Source organism: Ruegeria sp. CH10 (genome assembly GCF_056537125.1).
The window spans coordinates 157,694-176,063 of the sequence record NZ_JBQFQY010000007.1 but is presented as its reverse complement, the minus strand read 5'-3'; the positions used below and the strand labels follow the sequence as shown (position 1 = coordinate 176,063).

At 61.2% G+C, this 18,370-nt stretch carries 22 protein-coding genes; 9 read left to right on the top strand and 13 right to left on the bottom strand.

The genetic code is table 11. The features are described from left to right. Positions 1 to 5 precede the first annotated feature (5 nt). Genes fmt through def (ACRZ94_RS18610) form a run of 3 tightly spaced genes read right to left on the bottom strand, consistent with a single transcriptional unit; the run spans position 6 to position 1,932 of the window. Entirely contained in the window at positions 6 to 920 is a 915-nt protein-coding gene (gene fmt, locus ACRZ94_RS18620) for a methionyl-tRNA formyltransferase (RefSeq protein ID WP_480798031.1), read from the bottom strand. 2 nt (positions 921 to 922) lie between these two features. Next, positions 923 to 1,417, bottom strand: coding sequence for a peptide deformylase (def, locus tag ACRZ94_RS18615; protein ID WP_480656027.1), 495 nt, complete (start codon positions 1,415 to 1,417; stop codon positions 923 to 925). Next, positions 1,414 to 1,932: a peptide deformylase gene (def, locus tag ACRZ94_RS18610; protein ID WP_480656025.1), complete on the bottom strand. Its 519-nt coding sequence runs from the start codon at positions 1,930 to 1,932 to the stop codon at positions 1,414 to 1,416. Before def (ACRZ94_RS18610) ends, def (ACRZ94_RS18615) begins: the two co-directional genes overlap by 4 nt. A 94-nt stretch (positions 1,933 to 2,026) precedes the next feature. On the opposite strand from def (ACRZ94_RS18610), the gene ACRZ94_RS18605 reads away from it, so the two are divergent. Both ACRZ94_RS18605 and ACRZ94_RS18600 read left to right on the top strand, forming a co-directional pair. Next, positions 2,027 to 3,199: a MalY/PatB family protein gene (locus ACRZ94_RS18605; protein ID WP_480656023.1), complete on the top strand. Its 1,173-nt coding sequence runs from the start codon at positions 2,027 to 2,029 to the stop codon at positions 3,197 to 3,199. A gap of 23 nt (positions 3,200 to 3,222) precedes the next feature. Next, positions 3,223 to 3,723 (top strand): L,D-transpeptidase family protein, encoded by a 501-nt coding sequence (locus ACRZ94_RS18600; RefSeq protein WP_480656021.1) that lies wholly within the window; start codon positions 3,223 to 3,225, stop codon positions 3,721 to 3,723. On the opposite strand, the gene ACRZ94_RS18595 is transcribed toward ACRZ94_RS18600, so the two are convergent. After that, on the bottom strand, positions 3,720 to 4,073 hold the full coding sequence (locus tag ACRZ94_RS18595; protein WP_480656019.1) for a hypothetical protein: 354 nt from the start codon (positions 4,071 to 4,073) through the stop codon (positions 3,720 to 3,722). The two genes, ACRZ94_RS18600 and ACRZ94_RS18595, sit on opposite strands and share 4 nt — an antisense overlap. Positions 4,074 to 4,284: 211 nt before the next feature. Between ACRZ94_RS18595 and ACRZ94_RS18590 the strand changes: the two genes are divergently transcribed. Beyond that, positions 4,285 to 5,274, top strand: coding sequence for a glutathione S-transferase family protein (locus ACRZ94_RS18590; protein ID WP_480656017.1), 990 nt, complete (start codon positions 4,285 to 4,287; stop codon positions 5,272 to 5,274). Here the strand turns inward: ACRZ94_RS18590 and ACRZ94_RS18585 are convergent. Then, positions 5,256 to 5,618: a response regulator transcription factor gene (locus ACRZ94_RS18585; RefSeq protein WP_480656015.1), complete on the bottom strand. Its 363-nt coding sequence runs from the start codon at positions 5,616 to 5,618 to the stop codon at positions 5,256 to 5,258. The two genes, ACRZ94_RS18590 and ACRZ94_RS18585, sit on opposite strands and share 19 nt — an antisense overlap. A 158-nt stretch (positions 5,619 to 5,776) precedes the next feature. Here ACRZ94_RS18585 and ACRZ94_RS18580 point away from each other — a divergent pair, with 158 nt between their 5' ends. From ACRZ94_RS18580 to ACRZ94_RS18565, 4 genes are all read left to right on the top strand, one after another. Beyond that, a complete protein-coding gene (locus ACRZ94_RS18580; RefSeq protein WP_480798030.1) occupies positions 5,777 to 6,766 on the top strand; it encodes a threonine-phosphate decarboxylase in 990 nt (329 codons plus the stop codon). After that, a complete protein-coding gene (gene cbiB / locus ACRZ94_RS18575; protein WP_480798029.1) occupies positions 6,763 to 7,683 on the top strand; it encodes an adenosylcobinamide-phosphate synthase CbiB in 921 nt (306 codons plus the stop codon). The genes ACRZ94_RS18580 and cbiB overlap by 4 nt, the downstream gene beginning before the upstream one ends. A gap of 11 nt (positions 7,684 to 7,694) precedes the next feature. Beyond that, complete coding sequence (locus ACRZ94_RS18570) at positions 7,695 to 8,858, top strand: lytic murein transglycosylase (RefSeq protein WP_480656010.1); 1,164 nt, start codon at positions 7,695 to 7,697, stop codon at positions 8,856 to 8,858. A gap of 81 nt (positions 8,859 to 8,939) precedes the next feature. Beyond that, positions 8,940 to 9,371, top strand: coding sequence for a lipocalin-like domain-containing protein (locus ACRZ94_RS18565; RefSeq protein WP_480656008.1), 432 nt, complete (start codon positions 8,940 to 8,942; stop codon positions 9,369 to 9,371). A 25-nt stretch (positions 9,372 to 9,396) separates the two neighbouring features. Here ACRZ94_RS18565 and ACRZ94_RS18560 read toward each other — a convergent pair whose 3' ends face one another. From ACRZ94_RS18560 to ACRZ94_RS18550, 3 genes are all read right to left on the bottom strand, one after another. After that, the gene (locus ACRZ94_RS18560) at positions 9,397 to 9,747 is read right to left on the bottom strand and encodes a hypothetical protein (RefSeq protein WP_480656006.1); all 351 of its coding nucleotides are present in this window, start codon (positions 9,745 to 9,747) and stop codon (positions 9,397 to 9,399) included. A 54-nt stretch (positions 9,748 to 9,801) separates the two neighbouring features. Beyond that, a complete protein-coding gene (locus ACRZ94_RS18555; protein WP_480798028.1) occupies positions 9,802 to 13,257 on the bottom strand; it encodes an AAA family ATPase in 3,456 nt (1,151 codons plus the stop codon). Positions 13,258 to 13,397: 140 nt separating this feature from the next. Beyond that, on the bottom strand, positions 13,398 to 13,805 hold the full coding sequence (locus tag ACRZ94_RS18550; RefSeq protein WP_480656002.1) for a hypothetical protein: 408 nt from the start codon (positions 13,803 to 13,805) through the stop codon (positions 13,398 to 13,400). Between the two features lie 149 nt (positions 13,806 to 13,954). Here ACRZ94_RS18550 and ACRZ94_RS18545 point away from each other — a divergent pair, with 149 nt between their 5' ends. Together ACRZ94_RS18545 and ACRZ94_RS18540 are read left to right on the top strand one after the other, a co-directional pair. Further along, positions 13,955 to 14,725, top strand: coding sequence for a FadR/GntR family transcriptional regulator (locus tag ACRZ94_RS18545; RefSeq protein WP_480656000.1), 771 nt, complete (start codon positions 13,955 to 13,957; stop codon positions 14,723 to 14,725). 129 nt (positions 14,726 to 14,854) lie between these two features. Continuing rightward, positions 14,855 to 15,553 (top strand): hypothetical protein, encoded by a 699-nt coding sequence (locus tag ACRZ94_RS18540; protein WP_480655999.1) that lies wholly within the window; start codon positions 14,855 to 14,857, stop codon positions 15,551 to 15,553. A 57-nt stretch (positions 15,554 to 15,610) separates the two neighbouring features. Here the strand turns inward: ACRZ94_RS18540 and ACRZ94_RS18535 are convergent, their stop codons facing one another. The 5 genes from ACRZ94_RS18535 to ACRZ94_RS18515 all read right to left on the bottom strand — a co-directional run bounded on the left by ACRZ94_RS18535 (position 15,611) and on the right by ACRZ94_RS18515 (position 18,202). Further along, positions 15,611 to 16,171: a F0F1 ATP synthase subunit B gene (locus ACRZ94_RS18535; RefSeq protein WP_480655997.1), complete on the bottom strand. Its 561-nt coding sequence runs from the start codon at positions 16,169 to 16,171 to the stop codon at positions 15,611 to 15,613. Between the two features lie 5 nt (positions 16,172 to 16,176). Continuing rightward, positions 16,177 to 16,728, bottom strand: coding sequence for a F0F1 ATP synthase subunit B' (locus tag ACRZ94_RS18530; protein ID WP_480655995.1), 552 nt, complete (start codon positions 16,726 to 16,728; stop codon positions 16,177 to 16,179). 86 nt (positions 16,729 to 16,814) lie between these two features. After that, the gene (locus tag ACRZ94_RS18525) at positions 16,815 to 17,039 is read right to left on the bottom strand and encodes a F0F1 ATP synthase subunit C (protein ID WP_005981269.1); all 225 of its coding nucleotides are present in this window, start codon (positions 17,037 to 17,039) and stop codon (positions 16,815 to 16,817) included. 69 nt (positions 17,040 to 17,108) lie between these two features. Beyond that, on the bottom strand, positions 17,109 to 17,867 hold the full coding sequence (locus ACRZ94_RS18520) for a F0F1 ATP synthase subunit A (RefSeq protein ID WP_480655993.1): 759 nt from the start codon (positions 17,865 to 17,867) through the stop codon (positions 17,109 to 17,111). 2 nt (positions 17,868 to 17,869) lie between these two features. Further along, complete coding sequence (locus ACRZ94_RS18515) at positions 17,870 to 18,202, bottom strand: AtpZ/AtpI family protein (protein WP_480798027.1); 333 nt, start codon at positions 18,200 to 18,202, stop codon at positions 17,870 to 17,872. Positions 18,203 to 18,370 lie beyond the last annotated feature (168 nt).

Here is an 18,370-nt window from a genome sequence, read left to right as displayed (position 1 = left end):
CTGATCTACCCCGCATTCAGATGGGTTCCGGCGTCAACCGGCCAGCCCCGAAGAAAGGTTTGCACATCCTGCGCGCCCTTACCTGCACGTTGCAGGCGCAACAGGTCAACCGCGCCATCGCCACAGGCCACGCGGAGGGCATCGTTCAGAACCTCTCCGGGCTGGCCCTGCCCTTCGGCCAGCGCCGAAGCCAGCAGTTTGACGCGCTGCCCCCCGATTTCGGTCCACGCACCGGGGAAAGGCGACAGGCCGCGGATTTGGCGATCAACCTCAACCGCCGGGCGGGTCCAGTCGACCCGCGCCTCGGCTTTGTCGATCTTTGTGGCATAGGTGACACCCTCCGCAGGCTGCGGGTCGGGTGTGAGGTCGGGCAGATCGGCCAAGGCGTCCACAATCAGGCCAGCGCCCATACCCGACAGACGATCATGCAACTGGGCCGTTGTTTCTTGGGCACCGATGTCAGTGGCTTGCCGCAGCAAGACGGGTCCGGTGTCCAACCCGGCCTCCATCTGCATGATGCAGATGCCGGTTTGCGCATCGCCAGCCATGATTGCCCGGTGGATCGGCGCGGCCCCGCGCCAACGCGGCAACAGGCTGGCATGGATGTTCAGGCAGCCATTTTTGGGTGCATCCAGAACAAGTTGCGGCAGCAGCAGGCCATAGGCCACAACAACCGCCACATCCGCGTTCAGCGCGGCAAAAGCCGCCTGTTCTTCTGCCGATTTCAGCGAAACGGGATGGCGCACCATCAGCCCCAGCGCCTCGGCCCGTGCATGAACAGGCGTCGGTCGGTCCTTCTTGCCGCGTCCCGCCGGGCGTGGGGGTTGGCAGTAAACGGCCGCGATCTCATGCCCGGCCCCGACCAGCGCATCCAGCACCGGGACCGAGAAATCAGGTGTCCCCATAAAGACAACGCGCATCTCTACCCCTGCTTTTTGGCTTTGCGCAGCAGCATGTCGCGTTTGACCTTGCTGAGCCGGTCGAAATACATCCGCCCATTCAGATGGTCGATCTGATGCTGCACGCTGGTGGCCTCGATTCCCACGAAATCGCGTCGGTCGATCATGCCGTTTTCGTTCAGAAACTTCACTGTCACCGCACGCGGGCGTTTCACCTTGGCCGAAACACCGGGCAGGTTCGGGCTGGCCTCATCATGTTCACGCAACTCGATTGAGCTGTGCAGAATTTCGGGGTTCGCCAAACGAACGGCCCTGCCCCGCTCGGTCGAGCCATCCACGACCGCCAGCCGCAACATCACCCCGATCTGCGTGGCGGCGAGGCCAACGCCGGGCATCGCCTCCATCGTGTCGATCATGTCCTGCCAGATGGCGCGGACCTCATCGGTGATCTCGGCCACATCCTCGGCCTTGGTGCGCAGGCGCTTGTCGGGCCACGGCAGGCAGCTGCGCACGGTCATGAGCGCGCCTGCTCGCGCTTGAGTTTTTGCATCTTGCGCGTGATCATCTGCCGTTTCAAAGGCTTGAGGTAATCGATGAACAGCTTGCCGTTCAGGTGGTCGATCTCATGCTGCACGCAGGTGGCCCAGAGACCATCGAACGTCTCTTGCTGCGCGTTGCCGTCGCGGTCGATCCAGGCCACATCCACCACCTTGGGGCGCGTCACCTCGGCATATTGCTCGGGGATCGACAGGCAGCCTTCCTCATAGACATTGGTTTCGTCGGATGAGGCGACGATCTCGGGGTTGAACATGATCAGGGGGCGCGGGGCCTCACCCTCCTCCTTGACGCAATCCATTACGATCAGGCGGTCCAGCACACCGATCTGCGGTGCCGCCAGCCCGATGCCGGGGGCGTCATACATCGTTTCCAGCATGTCGTCTGCCAAAGTGCGCAGCGCGTCCGACAGATCGGCCACCGGGGCGCAGACCTTTTTCAGACGGGGGTCGGGATGGATCAGGATATTGCGTTTCATGGGGTTGATTTAGGCCATCCCGCCCCCCGCCGCAACGCCCCCCTTGCGCCTGCTGCAATTGTGGCTAGCTTTCCCCCCAACAGACGGAGCAGACATGACTTTCAACGACCTGATCGACCGCCGGGGCACCAACAGTTCAAAATGGGATAAGATGGAGACGCTCTATGGCGTCTCTCCGAAGGATGGGCTGGCCATGTGGACCGCCGATTCCGACTATGCCACTGCGCCCTGCGTGATCGAAGCGGTGCGCGCCGCCGCGGACCACGGTGCGTTTGGCTATTCCTGGATGCACCCAGAGTATCTGGCCTCGATCCAATGGTGGATGAAGACCCGCCATGGGTGGGACATCGACACGGAATGGGTGCTGACCTCGCAAGGTCTGGGCAACGCGATTGCCCTGTGTCTGGACGTGTGGACGGAACCCAGTGATGGGGTGGTGATCTTCACGCCCGTCTACCACGAGTTCGCCCACAAGGTGAACAAAACCGGTCGCCGTGTGGTGGAATGCCCGTTGTTACGTGACGGCGATACCTACGCGCTTGATCTGGATGACGCCCAATCGCGACTGGACGGAACTGAAAAAATGTTGCTGTGGTGTTCGCCGCAGAACCCGTCGGGCCGTGTCTGGACGCCCGATGAACTGCGCGCCGTCGCCGCCTTTGCCGAGCGCAACGGACTGATCCTTGTGTCGGACGAAATTCACCATGATCTGGTCTATCCCGGCAACACCTTCGTGCCGATGGATGTGGCTGCACCGGATGCGCGGGCGTGGACCGTGACCCTGACGGCGGCCTCCAAGACGTTCAACATCGCAGGCCAGCGCACAGGCAACATGATCATCCCCGACCCTGCGCTGCGCGCGGCCATGCGGCACCGCATTCAGACGCTGGATTATGATCCCAGCGCGTTGGGGGTGGCCATGATCACCGCGGCCTACTCGCCCGAGGGGGCCGCGTGGGTCGACGCGCAGATCGCGCATCTGGATGGTAACCGCAGGCTGTTTGACGCCACCATTGCCGAGATTCCCGGCCTCTGGTCCATGCCGTTGCAGGCCACCTATCTGGCGTGGGTCGATTTCTCGGGCACCGGTATGGATCACGATGAGTTCATCCGCCGCCTGCGCGACGACGCCAAGATCGCCACCTCCTCTGGACCTGGCTTCGGCGCGGGCGGAGAAACATTTGAGCGGTTCAACCTGGCCACCCAACGCAGCCGGGTCGAGGATGCCTGCGCCCGCCTGAAACATGCCTTTGCCGATTTGCAGTGAAGTGGGCGCTAAAGATAACCCTCATGCTGTGCCTGATCGGCGCGGCATGGGTGGCATGGCAGCGATATGGGCCGCGCCCGCCCGCGCCTGCGATGGCGCCTGTGGCTACGCAGATTGACCACATCCTGATCGAGAAATCCGCCCGGCGCTTGACCGCGTCCTTGAACGGAGCGGTCGTCATGCAGGCGGACGTCGCGCTGGGGTTCGCTCCGCAAGGTGACAAACAGCAGGAAGGTGACGGGAAAACGCCCATCGGGACGTTTACGATAGACCGACGCAATCCCCAAAGCGCCTTTCACCTGTCTCTTGGGATCAACTATCCCAAACCCGAAGACGTCACCCGCGCCCAGGCTCAGGGCGTTGATCCGGGGGGCGATATCTTCATTCATGGACAGCCGAACGGTATAGTGGGGCTGACCCTCCCGGGCGACTGGACGGCCGGTTGCATCGCCTTGTCAAATGTCGAAATGGCGCGGCTTTGGAGCCTGACACCAAATGGGACAACGGTGGAAATCCGCCCCTAGTCTTCGTATCCCAACAGCGCGATGGGCGCGTCCGGCGCGCGATAAAAGTCCAGCGGAGCCGTGTCGGCCGCGGCGGTGCTGCGTTTGAAGTCGTACCGCATCTCACCCGCCTGCGCCTCATCCGCGATGATCAGGCATTGGTACAGGTGACGCGCGCCGTCATAGATATCGACCAGCCCACGCAATTGCGGCGTCGTCTCAGCCTCAACCGTGAAGCCGTCCCTCCACAATCTGAGAATTTTAAATGTATTGTCGCCGAATTCTACACGAAGACGGCTGGTCTTTTTCAATCCTGCGATTCGCGCCGCATCCAATTCGGCGCTTATTTCTTTAGAAACATAGGTCGTCATAACAATTCCCCCCGGAAGCCCGAACTATTGTGACCCACTGACTGTAAATATCTAGTGAAGGTGGTCACATAGCCCCAAACCCCCGCCGCCTGTTGCGCGGAAATCTCAACCCCGCCTGTGCACCAGCGCAGAGACCATGCGCGCCGTCGGGCATGTGACGCGCCCCGGCAAGGCCCTATCTTTGCCAAAACGCATAAGCGGAGGATGCAAGATGGGCCTGTTGGTTGACGGCAAATGGCATGACACCTGGTATGATACCAAATCCACCGGCGGCGCGTTCAAACGCAGCGCCGCGCAATTTCGCAACTGGCTGACCCCCGACGGCAGCGCCGGCCCCTCGGGCAAGGGCGGGTTCAAGGCAGAACCCGGACGCTATCACCTCTATGTCAGCCACGCCTGCCCCTGGGCGCATCGCGCGTTGATCTTTCGTGAGTTGAAAGGGCTGACCAATCTGATCGACGTTTCGGTCGTGCATCCGGACATGCTGGACAAGGGCTGGACGTTCAAGACGGACGATCACGGGGCAACCGGTGACACGCTGCACGGGTTCGACTTTGCCCATCAAGTCTACACCAAAGCCGACCCGGCCTATTCGGGCCGTGTGACCGTGCCGATCCTGTGGGACAAGGCCCAACAGACGATTGTGTCGAACGAAAGCTCGGAAATCATCCGCATGTTCAACTCGGCCTTTGACGAGATCACCGGCAACACGGATGACTATTGGCCCGAACCGATGCGGGATGAGATCGAAGAGGTCAACGCGCGCATCTATTCCGATGTTAACAACGGCGTCTACAAATCCGGCTTTGCCACCAGCCAAGGCGCCTATGACGCCGCCGTCACCCCCCTGTTCGACACGCTGGACTGGCTTGAGGCGCGGCTGGTCAGCAACCGTTATCTGATGGGGGATCGCCTGACCGAGGCCGATTGGCGCCTGTTCACCACCCTGATCCGGTTCGATCCGGTCTATCACCTGCATTTCAAATGCAACCGCCGTCGGTTGATCGATTATCCGAACCTGTGGGCCTATACCCGAGAGCTATACCAATGGCCGGGAGTGGCCGGGACGGTGAATATGGACCATATCGTGCGCCACTATCACTATAGTCACGAGACGATAAATCCGCACCGGATCATCCCGGTGAACCCGGTGCTGGATTATTCAGAACCCCACGGCCGGGGTCAGCGCCCCGCCGCGTAATGTTCGACCATCGCCGCCAGATCCTCTGGCGGCGTTTCGCTTTGGACATAGGCACAGGCATTCGGGCTATGCGCAAAGATAGACCCGTCCGAGAAGAAGGTGGTGTTGGTGACAAAGATCACACGCGTCTCGGGGCGGCGGTAACTGGCGAAATCGGCCACTGCCAGCGCGCTGCCGGTTTCCAGAACCAGATCCAGCACGATGATCTCAAAATCCTGGCCATAAAGCGCAAGAATAGCAGCCTCTTGGCCCGCCACCAGCGAGACTTCGGCGCCGTGACGTTCAAGATGCCTTTTCCAAACCCGACCAAGGTCGGGGTTACTCTCAACAATCAAAACTTTCATTTTCAACAACCTCGGCACTAGGAAGAGTGAGTGGTGCCGACCCCCGTTCATCGTGATCTCGCTTATTCCTTAACAAAGTGTTAACGCTCGCGACCGGTAACCCTGAACGGAGGGAATTGCTTGTGCAAACGGCGAAAATCCGCTTGAAGCAAGCGGAAATGAGCGATTCCGGCGAGAAACCCATGGCAGGCCCTGACAAAAACTTGAACCCCCGCGAGGCGCGCGATCATGGCGGCGGGCTGGATGGGGCCATCGCCACCTATGGCGGAACCCGCGCTGGATGGATGGACTTATCCACCGGCATCAACCCGCATCCCTACCCCGTCACGGACCTGACCCATGCCGATTGGGCAGAACTGCCCGACCATGGCGCGTTTGAAAGGCTGGCAGAGGCCGCGCGGCAATTCTGGTCCGTACCAGACGGGGCTGCGGTTCTGCCCTCGCCCGGGGCCTCAGCCGTGATTGCCCGCATCCCGGCGCTAGCGCCGCAGGGGCGGGTTCAGATCACAACGCCCACCTATAACGAACACGCCGCCGCCTTTGCCGCGCAAGGTTGGACAGTGCAGCCCGACGGCCCTGCCGATGCGCGCGTCATCGTGCACCCGAACAACCCCGATGGGCGGGTCTGGTCCGAGGCTGATGTCGACGCACCGCTGACCGTGATCGATGAAAGCTTTTGCGATGTCAGCCCTGAGACATCCCTGATCCACCTCGCCGCGCGGCCCGGTGTTGTGGTGCTCAAGAGTTTTGGCAAGTTCTGGGGGCTGGCCGGTATGCGGCTGGGCTTTGCCATTGGCCGGCCCGAGCTGATCGCCCGCCTGAACGACCTGACCGGCCCTTGGGCTGTTTCCGGCCCAGCCCTGCGGGTCGGGACCCAAGCGCTGAGCGACCCAAGCTGGGCCAATGCCACCCGTCAGCACCTGACATCTGAGGCGGCGCGGCTGGATGCCCTGATGACCTCAAAAGGCGCGACGCTTGTGGGCGGCACGACCCTGTTCCGCCTCTATGAGGTCGACAGCGCCGCCGCCTGGCAAACCCGTCTGGCCCGCGCCCATATCTGGAGCCGCATCTTCCCCTATTCACAAACCTACCTGCGGCTGGGTCTTCCCTCTGCGGGCGGCTGGGCCAGGCTGGAGGCTGCGTTGTGAGCACCGCATTCCTGCTGGTCTGCGCCATGTGCCTGGACGCTGCATTGGGCGAACCGGACTGGCTGTGGTCGCGGGTGAAACACCCGGCCGTGATGATGGGCAATGTCATCAGCCTGCTGGACCAGCGCCTGAACCATGGGGCACACAAGCGGCTCAAAGGCGTCGCGGTTGTCATCCTGCTGGTGGGCGGCGCGCTGACCCTTGGGCGCGTGCTGTCCCTGTTGGGACCTGTGGTCGAGGTCCTCATCTGCGCCATCCTTCTGGCACAGAAATCGTTGGTGACCCATGTGCGCGACGTCGGCGAAGGGCTGCAAATCTCCCTGCCGGAGGGGCGGGCAAAGGTGGCCATGATCGTCTCACGCGACACACGGGACATGTCGCAAGCGCAGGTCGCCCGATCGGCCATCGAAAGCGCCGCAGAAAACCTCAGCGACGGGGTGATTGCGCCTGCGTTCTGGTTCCTGATCGCCGGATTGCCCGGCTTGCTGATCTACAAGGCGGTCAACACAGCCGATAGCATGATCGGCTATCGGAACGAAAAGTACCTAGCGTTCGGCTGGGCCGCCGCGCGTCTGGATGACGTATTGAACCTGATCCCGGCGCGCCTGACCTGTGTGATGATCGTGGCGCTGTCGGGCCAATGGGCGCGTTGGCCTGAAATGGTCGCCGATGCCCGCCGCCATATCTCGCCCAATGCAGGCTGGCCCGAGGCGGCGATGGCGCGCGCCCTGAACGTGGCCCTGGCAGGCCCGCGCAGCTATGACGGCCAGATCCGCGATCTGGCCTGGGTCAACGGCGACGCCCCGCAAGAGATCGGCGCGTCAGAGGTTTTCCGCGCATGCGATATGCTCTGGCGGGTTTGGGGGCTTGCACTTGGCCTCGTGTCGGTGTGGGTTGGGGTCAGTTTCTTAGTCTGACGGACCCGCCCATGCGCTTTCTTTCCGGCCTTGTTGCCGCCGCCCTGTTCGCCTCGCCCGCCTTTGCCCAATGTGGCGGCGGGTTTAACGCCTTTGTCAAAGGGCTCAAGGCCGAGGCCGTCCAGCAAGGGTTTGACAAATCCACCGTCAACGCGTTCTTCCAAGGGGTGCAGCAGGACGGGGCCGTGTTGAAAGCCGACCGGGCGCAAGGCGTGTTCCAACGCCCCTTCATCGACTTTTCCCGCCGCCTGATCTCGCAAAACCGGATCGATCGCGGGCAGGCCATGTCGCGCAAATACGACGCGGTGTTTGACCGGATCGAGGCCGAATACGGCATCTCGCGCGGGGTTTTGCTGGCCTTCTGGGCATTCGAGACCGACTACGGAGCCGTTCAGGGGGATTTCAACACCCGTAACGCGCTGGTGACACTGGCCCATGATTGCCGCCGCCCCGACCTGTTCCGCCCGCAAATCTTCGCCGCCATCGAACTGTACGAACAGGGTAATTTCGACCCCGCCCGCACCACAGGGGCCTGGGCCGGAGAGATCGGCATGGTGCAGATGCTGCCTCGCGACATTCTGGAAAACGGCGTCGACGGGGATGGCAACGGCAAAGTGTCGCTGAAAACCTCAGCGCCCGATGCGTTGATGTCGGGGGCCAAGATGCTTTCGGGTCTGGGGTGGCAGCCGGGTCAGCCGTGGCTGCAAGAGGTCACGGTGCCCGCAGATTTGGACTGGTCCCTGTCCGGCCCCGGCAAACCGCGCCCGGTGTCCGAATGGCAGGCCATGGGCGTGCAGGCGCGCGGCGGATCGCTGGCGAACCTGCCTGCCTCGCTGATCCTGCCGCAAGGACATAAGGGGCCGGCGTTTCTAGCCTATCCCAATTTCGACGTCTATTTCGAGTGGAACCAAAGCTTTACCTACGTCCTGACCGCCGCCTATTTCGGCACCCGCCTTGAGGGCGCGCAGGTCTACAACGCAGGCAACCCGGCGCAGGGGCTGAACGCGGCGCAGATGAAGCAACTGCAAAGCAAGCTACAGGCCCGAGGCTATGACGTGGGCAAGATCGACGGCATTCTGGGTGCCGGAACGCGCGCGGCTGTTCAGGCCGAGCAGCAGCGGCTGGGACTGCCTGCGGATGCGTGGCCGACGGTGGAGTTGTTGAATAAGCTCTGAGATGGCAAAGTTAGCCCTTCAATCCGCCTCACCCGCCGGGGCGGATGAATTGTTTGCAAGCCATGGAGCAAAGGATTTTTCATGCCCGCATCGCCTTTGACAGGAACCTGGTCCCTTGTGGCCTGGTATAATCTATGCCCCGATGGAACCCGCATTTACCCGTTGGGGGAAGAAGCGTCTGGGTATATCAGTTATACCCCGGATGGTTTTGTGTTCGTTCAACTCAGCGCCACCAATCGCCAGCCTTATGCCAGCAACGACCCATTCGGAGGCACCGAAGCTGAAGACTCGGCTGCGATGAAGTCGCAGATCACATATTCAGGCAATTTTATCGACAAGGGCGATCACGTGATACATTCCGTCACGCAGGCGTCGTGCCCGAATTGGGTTGGAACCGACCAGATCCGCAAGATCGCGTTTGACGGAGAGCGCCTGACCCTCAGCGCCGCCGGAGCGGTGTTTCAAGGCCAGAAAGTCACCGCGATTGTCGAATGGGAACGGACGTCGCGTTAGGGTCAGGACCAATCTAAGGCCGGTTTCACTCTGACCTAACCGGATACCGATCACCCTTCTCATCGATCAGGATCAACCTCTCACCACTTCGCACATACAGATCGCAGCGGCTGAACCCGTTGCGATAAGCAATGCAGACGCTGCCGTCCTCGGCGATGGAATAGGTGCCAAAGGCCGCGTCTCCGCTGGCGTAGGTATAGGAATAGGCCCCGTCGGCAGCAAATGCGGCCTGACCGTCATCGTAAAAGGTGAACGTACGCCCCTCCAACGCGGCCAGTTCGGTGGGTGACAATGGGACGTCTCCGGGCTTGGTGCGCCATTCGGTGGCGGTGGCCGGGGACGCGATCAGAAGGGCGAGGGTCAAGTACCGTATCATGCAACCAGCCTACCCTGTTGTGGCGCAATCCGGTCATAACGTTGCGGTGAGGTGTCAGGCCACCATCGCCTCGGCCTTTTTCAAATCGACCGAGACCAGCTGACTGACGCCCTGTTCCTGCATGGTCACGCCAAACAGCCGATCCATCCGCGCCATCGTCACCGCGTGGTGGGTGATGATCAGGAACCGCGTATCGGTCTGGCGGCACATCTCGTCCAGCAGATCGCAGAAGCGGGTGACGTTGGCGTCGTCCAGCGGCGCGTCGACCTCATCCAACACACAGATAGGGGCCGGATTGGCGAGGAAGACGCCAAAGATCAGCGCGGTCGCGGTCAGGGTCTGTTCGCCGCCCGACAACAGGCTGAGGGTCGACAGTTTCTTGCCCGGCGGCTGGCACATGATCTCAAGCCCCGCATCCAGCGGATCGTCGCTTTCGACCATGACCAGATTAGCCTCACCACCGCCAAACAGGTGCTTAAACAGCATGGCGAAGTTCGAATTCACCTGTTCAAACGCAGTCAGCAGACGTTCACGCCCTTCGCGGTTGAGGCTGGCGATGCCGCTGCGCAAGGCTTTGATCGCCTCTTCCAGATCGGCCTTTTCGGTGTTCAGCGTGTCGAATTCTTCCTGAACCTCTTTGCTGTCTTCTTCGGCGCGCAGGTTTACGGCTCCCATCGCGTCGCGCTGACGCTTGTGGCGGTTGACCTCAGCCTCAAGCGCGTCGGCGGCGGGCATCTGGTCGGGGTTCACGTCCAACTGGTTGAGCAACTGGTTGGGCGTCAGCTGCTGGTCCTCGGCAATACGCTCTGCAGCAGCTGTCACGCTTTCCTTCGCCCCGTCGCACCGCGCTTCGGCCGCAGCCCGAGCCTCGCGCGCTTCCGAGGCGACACGCTCGGCGTCCCGCTCGGCCAAGACCAACTCGCGCAGCTGAGTTTCGGCCCCAGCCAGCTTATCGGCAGCTTCGGCGCGTCGGGTCTCGGCCTCGACGATCAGTTCATTCAGCTTCTCGCGTTCTGTGGCGATCTCGCCGGGGGCAGCCGTTGCCTCGGACAATTCCCCTTCCGAGCTTTCCTTGCGCTCGGCCAGTTCGGAAATTCGCTTTTCGGCCGTTTCCAACCGGTGTTTCCACCCGCTAAGGTCTTTCGTCACCTCCTGCGAGCGGCGGGTCCGGGCCTCACCCTCGCGGCGCAGTTCGTCATGGGTCGAGCGATGGGTCAGCATGGTGATCCGCGCGGCCTCAACCGTCTGTTTGATGTCCTCAACCTGCGCGCGGGCGCTGTCCAGATCGCCCAAATCCTGCAGCGCCGCCTCAGCCTCGCGCAGTTGGGCGCGGGCAGACATGGCGTCTTCTTTGTGGCGGTCAACCGCAAGGGTCAGCGTCTCAAGCTTGCCTTGGCCAAGGTTGCGATCCGCCTCGGCCCGGCTCAGTTGACGGGCGGTTTCAGCCATGCGCTGATCGGCGGCGCGGCGGGCCTCACGCGCGCGGCGGTCAGCCTCGGTGACCTCGGCCAGTTGCTGCGACAGGGCCTCATGCGCGGCACGAGCGCCGTCGGCCTGCGCCTCGGTCCGGGTCAGCTCCTGCTTGAGCGCCTCAAGCTTGTTGAGTTGTTCCAGCCGCAACGCTGCGGCGCTTGGCGCATCCTCGGCCCAGGCGCGGAACCCGTCCCAGCGCCACAGATCACCGGACCGCGACACCAGCCTTTGCCCCGGCTTCAGCGCAGCCTGCAGCCGCGCGCCCTGATCCGCGTCCACCAACCCGATCTGAGCAATACGGCGGCTCAGACGGTCGGGGCCCGATACATGCAGGGCTAGCGGTTCTGCACCGTCGGGCAAGGGTTGGTCGCTGTCATAACCTGCGACCTGCACCCACCCCGACGGCCCGTCGCCTTCGACCAGCGGTGCGCGCAGATCATCCGCCAGCGCCGCGCCCAGTGCTTTTTCGTAACCCGGAGCGACACGCAGCAGGTCCAACACCTGCCCGCCTTCGGCTGTGTCCCGTTCGACCAGTTTGGCCAGCGCCGTGGTCTCGGCACGGATCGCACCCAGTTCACCTTCGGCCTCGGACCGCTGCGCGCGGGCTTCGGCCTCGCGCGCCTGCGTCTCGTTGCGCAGCTCATCGGCTTGGGCCAGTGCCTGCTCGGCGGCTTCGGCGGCAATGCGCGCCTCTTCCTCTCCTTGCTGCGCGGTTTCAAACGCCTCCGCCGCGCGGGTCAGCGCCTCGCGCGCCTCATTCACGGCACCGCGCGCTTTGTCTTCCTCGGCCTCGGACCGGGTCAGCGTCTTGCGGCTGTCTTCAACCAGGCGCTGCGCCGACTGGTGCCGGGCCACCAACCGCGCCATATCCTCGGTTTCCTGAGACAGGTGGTCTTCGCGGTCCTGCAGGACCGAGGCCGCCTCGCGCGCGATCTCGGCTGCCTCAGCCACTTTGTCGTCATGGCCCTCGGCCGCCTTGGCCAGCTCACGGGCTTCCCATTCCAGCCGTTCGATCATCTGGCCTGCGTCTCGGTTCAGACCGGTTTCACGCTCAATATCATTGCCCAGCTGCTGAATACGGTTGGTCAGGGTTTCGATGGTCTGGCGGGCACGGGTTTCCTGATCGGCCAGCTGGTCACGCTGCACCTGCTGGCGCTGCAACACCGCGGCGGCGATGGCCTCTTCTTCACGCAGGGGCGGCAAGGTCTCTTCGATCTCAGCCCGCCGGGCGGCAGCCGCGCGGGCCTCAGCCTCGGCGCGCGAGGCATCGGTGATCCGTTCGCGCAGCTTTTCCTCGGCCTGCTGGCGGGCCATATCCGCCTCTTTCCAGCGGCGATACAGCAGCATGCCCTCGGCCTGACGCAACTGCTCACCAATCTCGCGATAGCGCGCGGCCTGGCGGGCCTGACGGGCGAGTTGCGCCAGCTGAGCACCCAGCTGTTCCAACACATCATCCACACGGGTCAGATTGGCCTCGGTGCCCTTCAGCTTCAGCTCGGCCTCGTGCCGACGTTGATACAGGCCCGAGATTCCAGCAGCCTCTTCCAAAATACGGCGTCGCGCGCGGGGCTTGGCATTGATCAGCTCGGCAATTCGGTTTTGACCCACCAGCGCAGGCGAATGCGCCCCGGTCGAGGCATCAGCGAACAGCATCTGAACATCGCGGGCGCGCACGTCCTTACCGTTGGTCTTATAAGCACTGCCCACGTCGCGGGTGATGCGACGCACGATTTCCAACTGATCCGCGTCATTGAAGCCCGAAGGGGCCAACCGTTCCGAGTTGTCCATGGTCAGGACCACTTCGGCGAAATTACGGGCCGGGCGGGTGGCTGCCCCGGCAAAGATCACATCCTCCATCGCGCCGCCGCGCATGGATTTGGGACGGTTTTCCCCCATCACCCAGCGCAACGCCTCGAGCAGGTTGGACTTGCCGCACCCATTGGGACCCACCACGCCGGTCAGCCCGTCCGCAATGATCAGATCGGTCGGATCGACAAAGCTTTTGAAGCCGGTGAGTTTGAGTTTGCTAAAGCGCAAAGGCAATGGGTCCCGTGATTCCTATATGCTTGAAGTCTGCGCAACGGAGTGTGGACGTGTCAACGGAGTTGCGCAGGATATGGGATATCATCCGGACTTATCCACAATATCTTGCAAAAATACGCAGAAAGACGCGTATATCAGTAGGGCGTACACTCAAAGACCTGATAGCCGTAACCGCCACCGATATGGTCAAAGATGCCCGTATCCACACATTCGTAGTTCGGGGTAGACACAGCGGTCAGCAGCAACCGCTCACCCGCCTCGCGGTCGCAGCCGAGCACGCCAATCGTCACCGCTGCATCGCCCAGCACATCCAGAATGGGGCAACCCGACACCTGCGCCATCGCCAGCCCCGCGCGATCGCGGATCGGGCCCAGCCGTGGCGCGTATTGGGTGTTGACCCGCACCGCCTCGGCCAAATCACCGCGCACGCGCACGTCAAACACACTGCCGTTCACCTCAACACGGGTGGCAGGAACATCGCGAAAATGCGGTGTGCCTGCGGAACAAGCGGCCAACACCAAAAGGGAAAGATAGCGCATCATCACGCGATCTTTGATGGATGATGGTTAACAAAACCTTTCCGCCCCGATGGCAGATCACCTCGCAAATATTGCGCTCTCGGAGTCCCCTATTCTTGTGCCAACCTTTATTACGTGGTCATATGATCTGACCAGTTTCGGAAAACGCCTGCATGCCCTTTCAAAAAATCCAACCTGAAAAGCTGTCTGTTGCTGTCGTCAAACAGATCGAGATGCTGATCCTGCGCGGCATCCTGCGCCCCGGAGAACGCCTCCCGGCGGAGCGAGAGCTGGCGGACCGGCTGGGGGTATCGCGCCCCTCGCTGCGTGAAGCGATTTCAAACCTGCAGGATCAGGGGTTGCTAACTGCCAAGGCCGGGTCCGGCATCTATGTGGCTGACGTGTTGGGATCAGCGTTTTCGCCCGCCCTTGTCCGGCTGTTCGGCAGCCACGAGGAGGCCGTGGCCGACTATATCTCATTCCGCCGCGATCTTGAGGGGCTGGCCGCAGAACGCGCCGCCCGGCGGGGTTCGGACAGCGATTTGAAAGTCGTACAGACGATCTTTGAAAAGATGGAAACTGCCCATAAACGCAACGCCTCCAAAGACGAGGCGCAACTGGATGCCCAGTTTCACATGGCCATCATCGAGGCCAGCCATAACGTGGTCATGCTGCACATGATGCGATCCATGTATGAATTGCTGCAACAGGGCGTCTTCTACAACCGACAGATCATGTTTCAGCAACAAACCACGCGGGGCGCCATTCTGGATCAGCACCGCGCGATCAATACCGCACTACAGGCCCGCGATGCCGAAGGCGCGCGCGAGGCTGTCCATAACCATCTCAGCTTTGTGCAGCAGAGCATGGAAGATCACCAGAAAACCCAGCGCAACGAGGCCATCGCCCAACAACGGTTGCAGCACGAGACCGGGCAGGCATAAGCGCGCCCAAGAAAACCATCGTCACCTCACAGGTGATTGTTTTTCTGTTACTGGAAATTTAACTGATACGTACACATATCGGCATCCTTACTGCGAGTCCGCTCTTACGCAGCAACATCGGGGCAATGAATGAACCTTTTTCAGCGCGGCAGACCCACTCAGGATGCACCCTGCGTTATCGTGGCCAGCAATGGCCGATCTGGCAGCACATTGATGTTCGAAGCATTGTGGATGGCGGAGGCTCAGAAACAATGGGGACCTTGGAAACGAAAGATCACCGCTGTTTTCGAGCAGGAACTGGCAACGGCGTACCTTGAGCCGGGCAGTTTTGTGAAAACTCATGATTTCCCCGACGCGCTGAAAACACGGAAAAACGTCAAGGTTCTGTTTTGCTTTGGGTCGACCAAGGATTCAGCGTTGTCGGTCTATTCAGCGATGGAACGGTTCGGCCCCGAGTGGGTGGAACAGCATTTCAATCACCTTCACGCCGATGGCACGTTCGAGGATCTGTTTCGGTATGATGTCCTCAATCAGGCCAAGCAGATGAAGCAATGGGCCACATTCACCGACGTGCCTGTTCTGTGCCTGAACTACGATGCGATCTGGCGCAGGCAGGGTGACGTGGCGGATTTTCTGGGTATGGAGTTTGATCTCCCCGCACGTGCGAACAGAGCACCAAAGGCAATCCCCGAAGACATCCTGACACAGGCGTCTGCGGTGTACGACCCAATCGACGTTATCATTGATGAGCTGCCCGAGCTGTTTGTCGCATCCCCCGAATATGCAGGCATCGTGAACCGACTGCCTTCGATGCCCACAGCGGCCTGATCAAACGAAAAAACCCGGCGCTAAGGCCGGGTTCTTCTTACTTTTCACAATCTGATTTTAGTGGAGCTTTTCGCCGACATCGGCGATTGCCGCATCAATCAGTTTGTTGGCTTGTGTCGCCGTCATCTGTTTGGCCAGAACCGCATTTGCCGCCGAAACGGCAACGGTGATGGCCTGATCACGCACCTCTTTCACAGCAGATGCCTCTGCCGACGCGATCTGATCCTGTGCGGCCGCCAGGCGGCGTGCAATGGATTTCTCCAGATCGACCTTGGATTGCTCAGCCGCCAGTGCCGCATCGTCTTTGGCCGCAGCTACGATAGCATCCGCCTGAGACTGCACTTCGCGCTGCTTGCGCTCATACGAGGCCAGCAGGCTGCGTGCTTCTTCATGCAGGGCGCGGGCTTCGTCCAATTCGGACTGGATGCCCTCGGCCCGCTTGTCCAGCGCGCCGCCGATCATGCCGGGGACCTTGAAATAGAACAGGACCGCGATGAAGACGATGAAGCCCAAAAGGACCACAAAGTCAGTGTTGCCAAGCGAGAAGAACGGGCCTTTGGCCGCAAAAGCCGGGCTGGCCGCGCCGAAGGTCAGGATAAGGGCAAGAATATTCCGCATGTCACTTATCCTTTCGTCTGCGCATCTACGGCACTGTTGATGGCTTTGGCATCCGCCTCGCCGCCCAGTGCGGTGACCAGTTCAGCCGCCGTATCCTTGGCAACCACTTGAATGCTTTCCAGCGCACCGGCACGGATGTCGGCAATTGCCTTTTCCGATTCAGCCGCCTTTGCAGCGATTTCCGCATCCGCCTTGGCAATTGCGTCATCCAGACCAGACTGGATTTCCGCACGTGCTTCGGCAGCGATACGCTGCGCCTCGGCACGGGCATCGGCCAGCGCCTTGTTATAGGCCTCTTCGGCCTCGACCGCTTTGGCCTTCAGATCTTCGGCCGCAGCCAGGTCATTTGTAATGGTCCCCTGACGTTCAGCCAGGATTGCCGCAATGCGGGGCAGAGCCACGCGGGACAGGACCAGAAAGATGACGACCAGCGTAATGACCAGCCAGAAAATCTGGTTGGGGAACCAATCGAAGCAGAGCTGAGGCATCCCGATGGCAGAGCCATGCGAGTCGACGCACGAGCCAACTACTTCTTCGCTAATGGGTTCAGTCGCCATGATGTCCTCCGTCGGAACGTTGTCTTTACAACAGGTGGGCCGCTATGGCTTGGGCCCACCTGCGCGTAAGGATCAGGTTCCGCAGATTAGACGGCGAACATCAGCAGCAGCGAGACCAGGAATGCGAAGATGCCCAGCGCTTCTGCGAATGCGATACCGATGAAGAGGGTTGCGGTCTGCGAAGCAGCCGCCGAAGGGTTGCGCAGGGCGCCGGCCAGGAAGTTGCCTGCCACGTTGCCCACCCCGATTGCGGCTGCGCCGGAACCGATTGCTGCCAGGCCTGCGCCGATGTGTGCGAGATCGCCTTCCATGATGTATCTCCTTACGAATTGGAAGTTTCGATGTTGGGTTATCGTTCCTGTGTCGGGTGCAAGACCCAATCAGTGATGCGGATGCAGAGCGTCCTTGAGGTAAACACAGGTCAGAATGGTGAAAACGTAGGCCTGGATAAAGGACACAAGGACCTCAAGACCATACATTGCGGTGATCGCCAGAACGGACACGGGCGAGATCACTGCGATTGCGGCAAAGCCTGCGAACACCTTGATCACCGCGTGGCCTGCCATGACGTTACCGGCAAGACGGATGGAGTGGCTGACCGGGCGTACGAAATACGAGATCAGCTCGATGATCGCCAGGATCGGACGCAGCGCCAGCGGTGCGCTGGACACCCAGAACAGGCTCAGGAACCCGGCACCGTTCTTGACAAAGCCCAGAATGGTCACGGTCAGGAACACGGCCAGCGCCAGCGGGATGGTCACGGCGAAATGCGATGTGGTGGTGAAAGATGTCGGGATCATGCCCAGGAAGTTGGCGCAGACGATGAACATGAACAGCGTCATGACATAAGGGAAGTACTTGATGCCTTCCTTGCCGCAGATGTCTTCCAGCATCTTGTAGATGAAGCCGTAGGCCAATTCAGCCACCGATTGCGACCGGCTGGGAACAATGGCGCGTTTCGAGGTCGGCACGACCAGCAGCAGCAGGATTGCGACGATGGCAAAGAACAACCACAGTGTCACGTTGGTGATCGTGAACATGCCCACTGCACCGTCACCAAACAACGGCTTTACGATGAACTGATCCATCGGGTGGAAAACCAGGCTGCTGCCTTCTGCTGCGGTGGTCTCAGTTGCCACGTTCAGTCCCTCTCGTCCTTCTCGACAGCCGTCGCCGCCGCTTGTTTCTCTTGAACCTCTTTCGCGCTGCGGAGCATAACCTTCACGCCCGCGACAAGGCCCAGCAATGTGAACAGCACCAGAAAGATCGGGATCGTCCCGAGCAGGCTGTCCAGCCCGTATCCGATGCCAAATCCGATCCCCAGACCGGATACCATTTCGATGACCATCCTCCAGGCAAGCTCGCCTCCGGATATGTCAGCGTCTGCGCGGGTCTCTGGCTTTTTGGCCTTTTTCGCCGCGTCGATCTTGGCCTCCAGCTGCGCCATACGCTGCTTTTGGTCATCATCGGTCACGGGCATTTCCCTCGCACAGTCTTGGGTAGGGTGCTAAGGGGCGCGGCGCGCAGAGTCAACGGTGTATAGGTCGCACCCCGACTGCAGTTAAGTATCAGATTTTTATGCTAAAAATATTGCGCTGCCAGATGCAGGCCAAAGCGCACATCCCGGCAGGTGGGCAGACTG

Coding starts and splice junctions, on each gene's coding strand:
- ACRZ94_RS18550 (WP_480656002.1), bottom strand. CDS start 13,805: ATGATGCGCTATCTTTCCCTTTTGGTGTTGGCCGCTTGTTCCGCAGGC.
- ACRZ94_RS18545 (WP_480656000.1), top strand. CDS start 13,955: ATGCCCTTTCAAAAAATCCAACCTGAAAAGCTGTCTGTTGCTGTCGTC.
- ACRZ94_RS18585 (WP_480656015.1), bottom strand. CDS start 5,618: ATGAAAGTTTTGATTGTTGAGAGTAACCCCGACCTTGGTCGGGTTTGG.
- ACRZ94_RS18540 (WP_480655999.1), top strand. CDS start 14,855: ATGAACCTTTTTCAGCGCGGCAGACCCACTCAGGATGCACCCTGCGTT.
- ACRZ94_RS18570 (WP_480656010.1), top strand. CDS start 7,695: ATGCGCTTTCTTTCCGGCCTTGTTGCCGCCGCCCTGTTCGCCTCGCCC.
- ACRZ94_RS18525 (WP_005981269.1), bottom strand. CDS start 17,039: ATGGAAGGCGATCTCGCACACATCGGCGCAGGCCTGGCAGCAATCGGT.
- def (WP_480656025.1), bottom strand. CDS start 1,932: ATGAAACGCAATATCCTGATCCATCCCGACCCCCGTCTGAAAAAGGTC.
- fmt (WP_480798031.1), bottom strand. CDS start 920: ATGCGCGTTGTCTTTATGGGGACACCTGATTTCTCGGTCCCGGTGCTG.
- ACRZ94_RS18530 (WP_480655995.1), bottom strand. CDS start 16,728: ATGGCGACTGAACCCATTAGCGAAGAAGTAGTTGGCTCGTGCGTCGAC.
- ACRZ94_RS18590 (WP_480656017.1), top strand. CDS start 4,285: ATGGGCCTGTTGGTTGACGGCAAATGGCATGACACCTGGTATGATACC.
- def (WP_480656027.1), bottom strand. CDS start 1,417: ATGACCGTGCGCAGCTGCCTGCCGTGGCCCGACAAGCGCCTGCGCACC.
- ACRZ94_RS18580 (WP_480798030.1), top strand. CDS start 5,777: ATGAGCGATTCCGGCGAGAAACCCATGGCAGGCCCTGACAAAAACTTG.
- ACRZ94_RS18595 (WP_480656019.1), bottom strand. CDS start 4,073: ATGACGACCTATGTTTCTAAAGAAATAAGCGCCGAATTGGATGCGGCG.
- ACRZ94_RS18605 (WP_480656023.1), top strand. CDS start 2,027: ATGACTTTCAACGACCTGATCGACCGCCGGGGCACCAACAGTTCAAAA.
- ACRZ94_RS18565 (WP_480656008.1), top strand. CDS start 8,940: ATGCCCGCATCGCCTTTGACAGGAACCTGGTCCCTTGTGGCCTGGTAT.
- ACRZ94_RS18560 (WP_480656006.1), bottom strand. CDS start 9,747: ATGATACGGTACTTGACCCTCGCCCTTCTGATCGCGTCCCCGGCCACC.
- ACRZ94_RS18600 (WP_480656021.1), top strand. CDS start 3,223: ATGCTGTGCCTGATCGGCGCGGCATGGGTGGCATGGCAGCGATATGGG.
- ACRZ94_RS18535 (WP_480655997.1), bottom strand. CDS start 16,171: ATGCGGAATATTCTTGCCCTTATCCTGACCTTCGGCGCGGCCAGCCCG.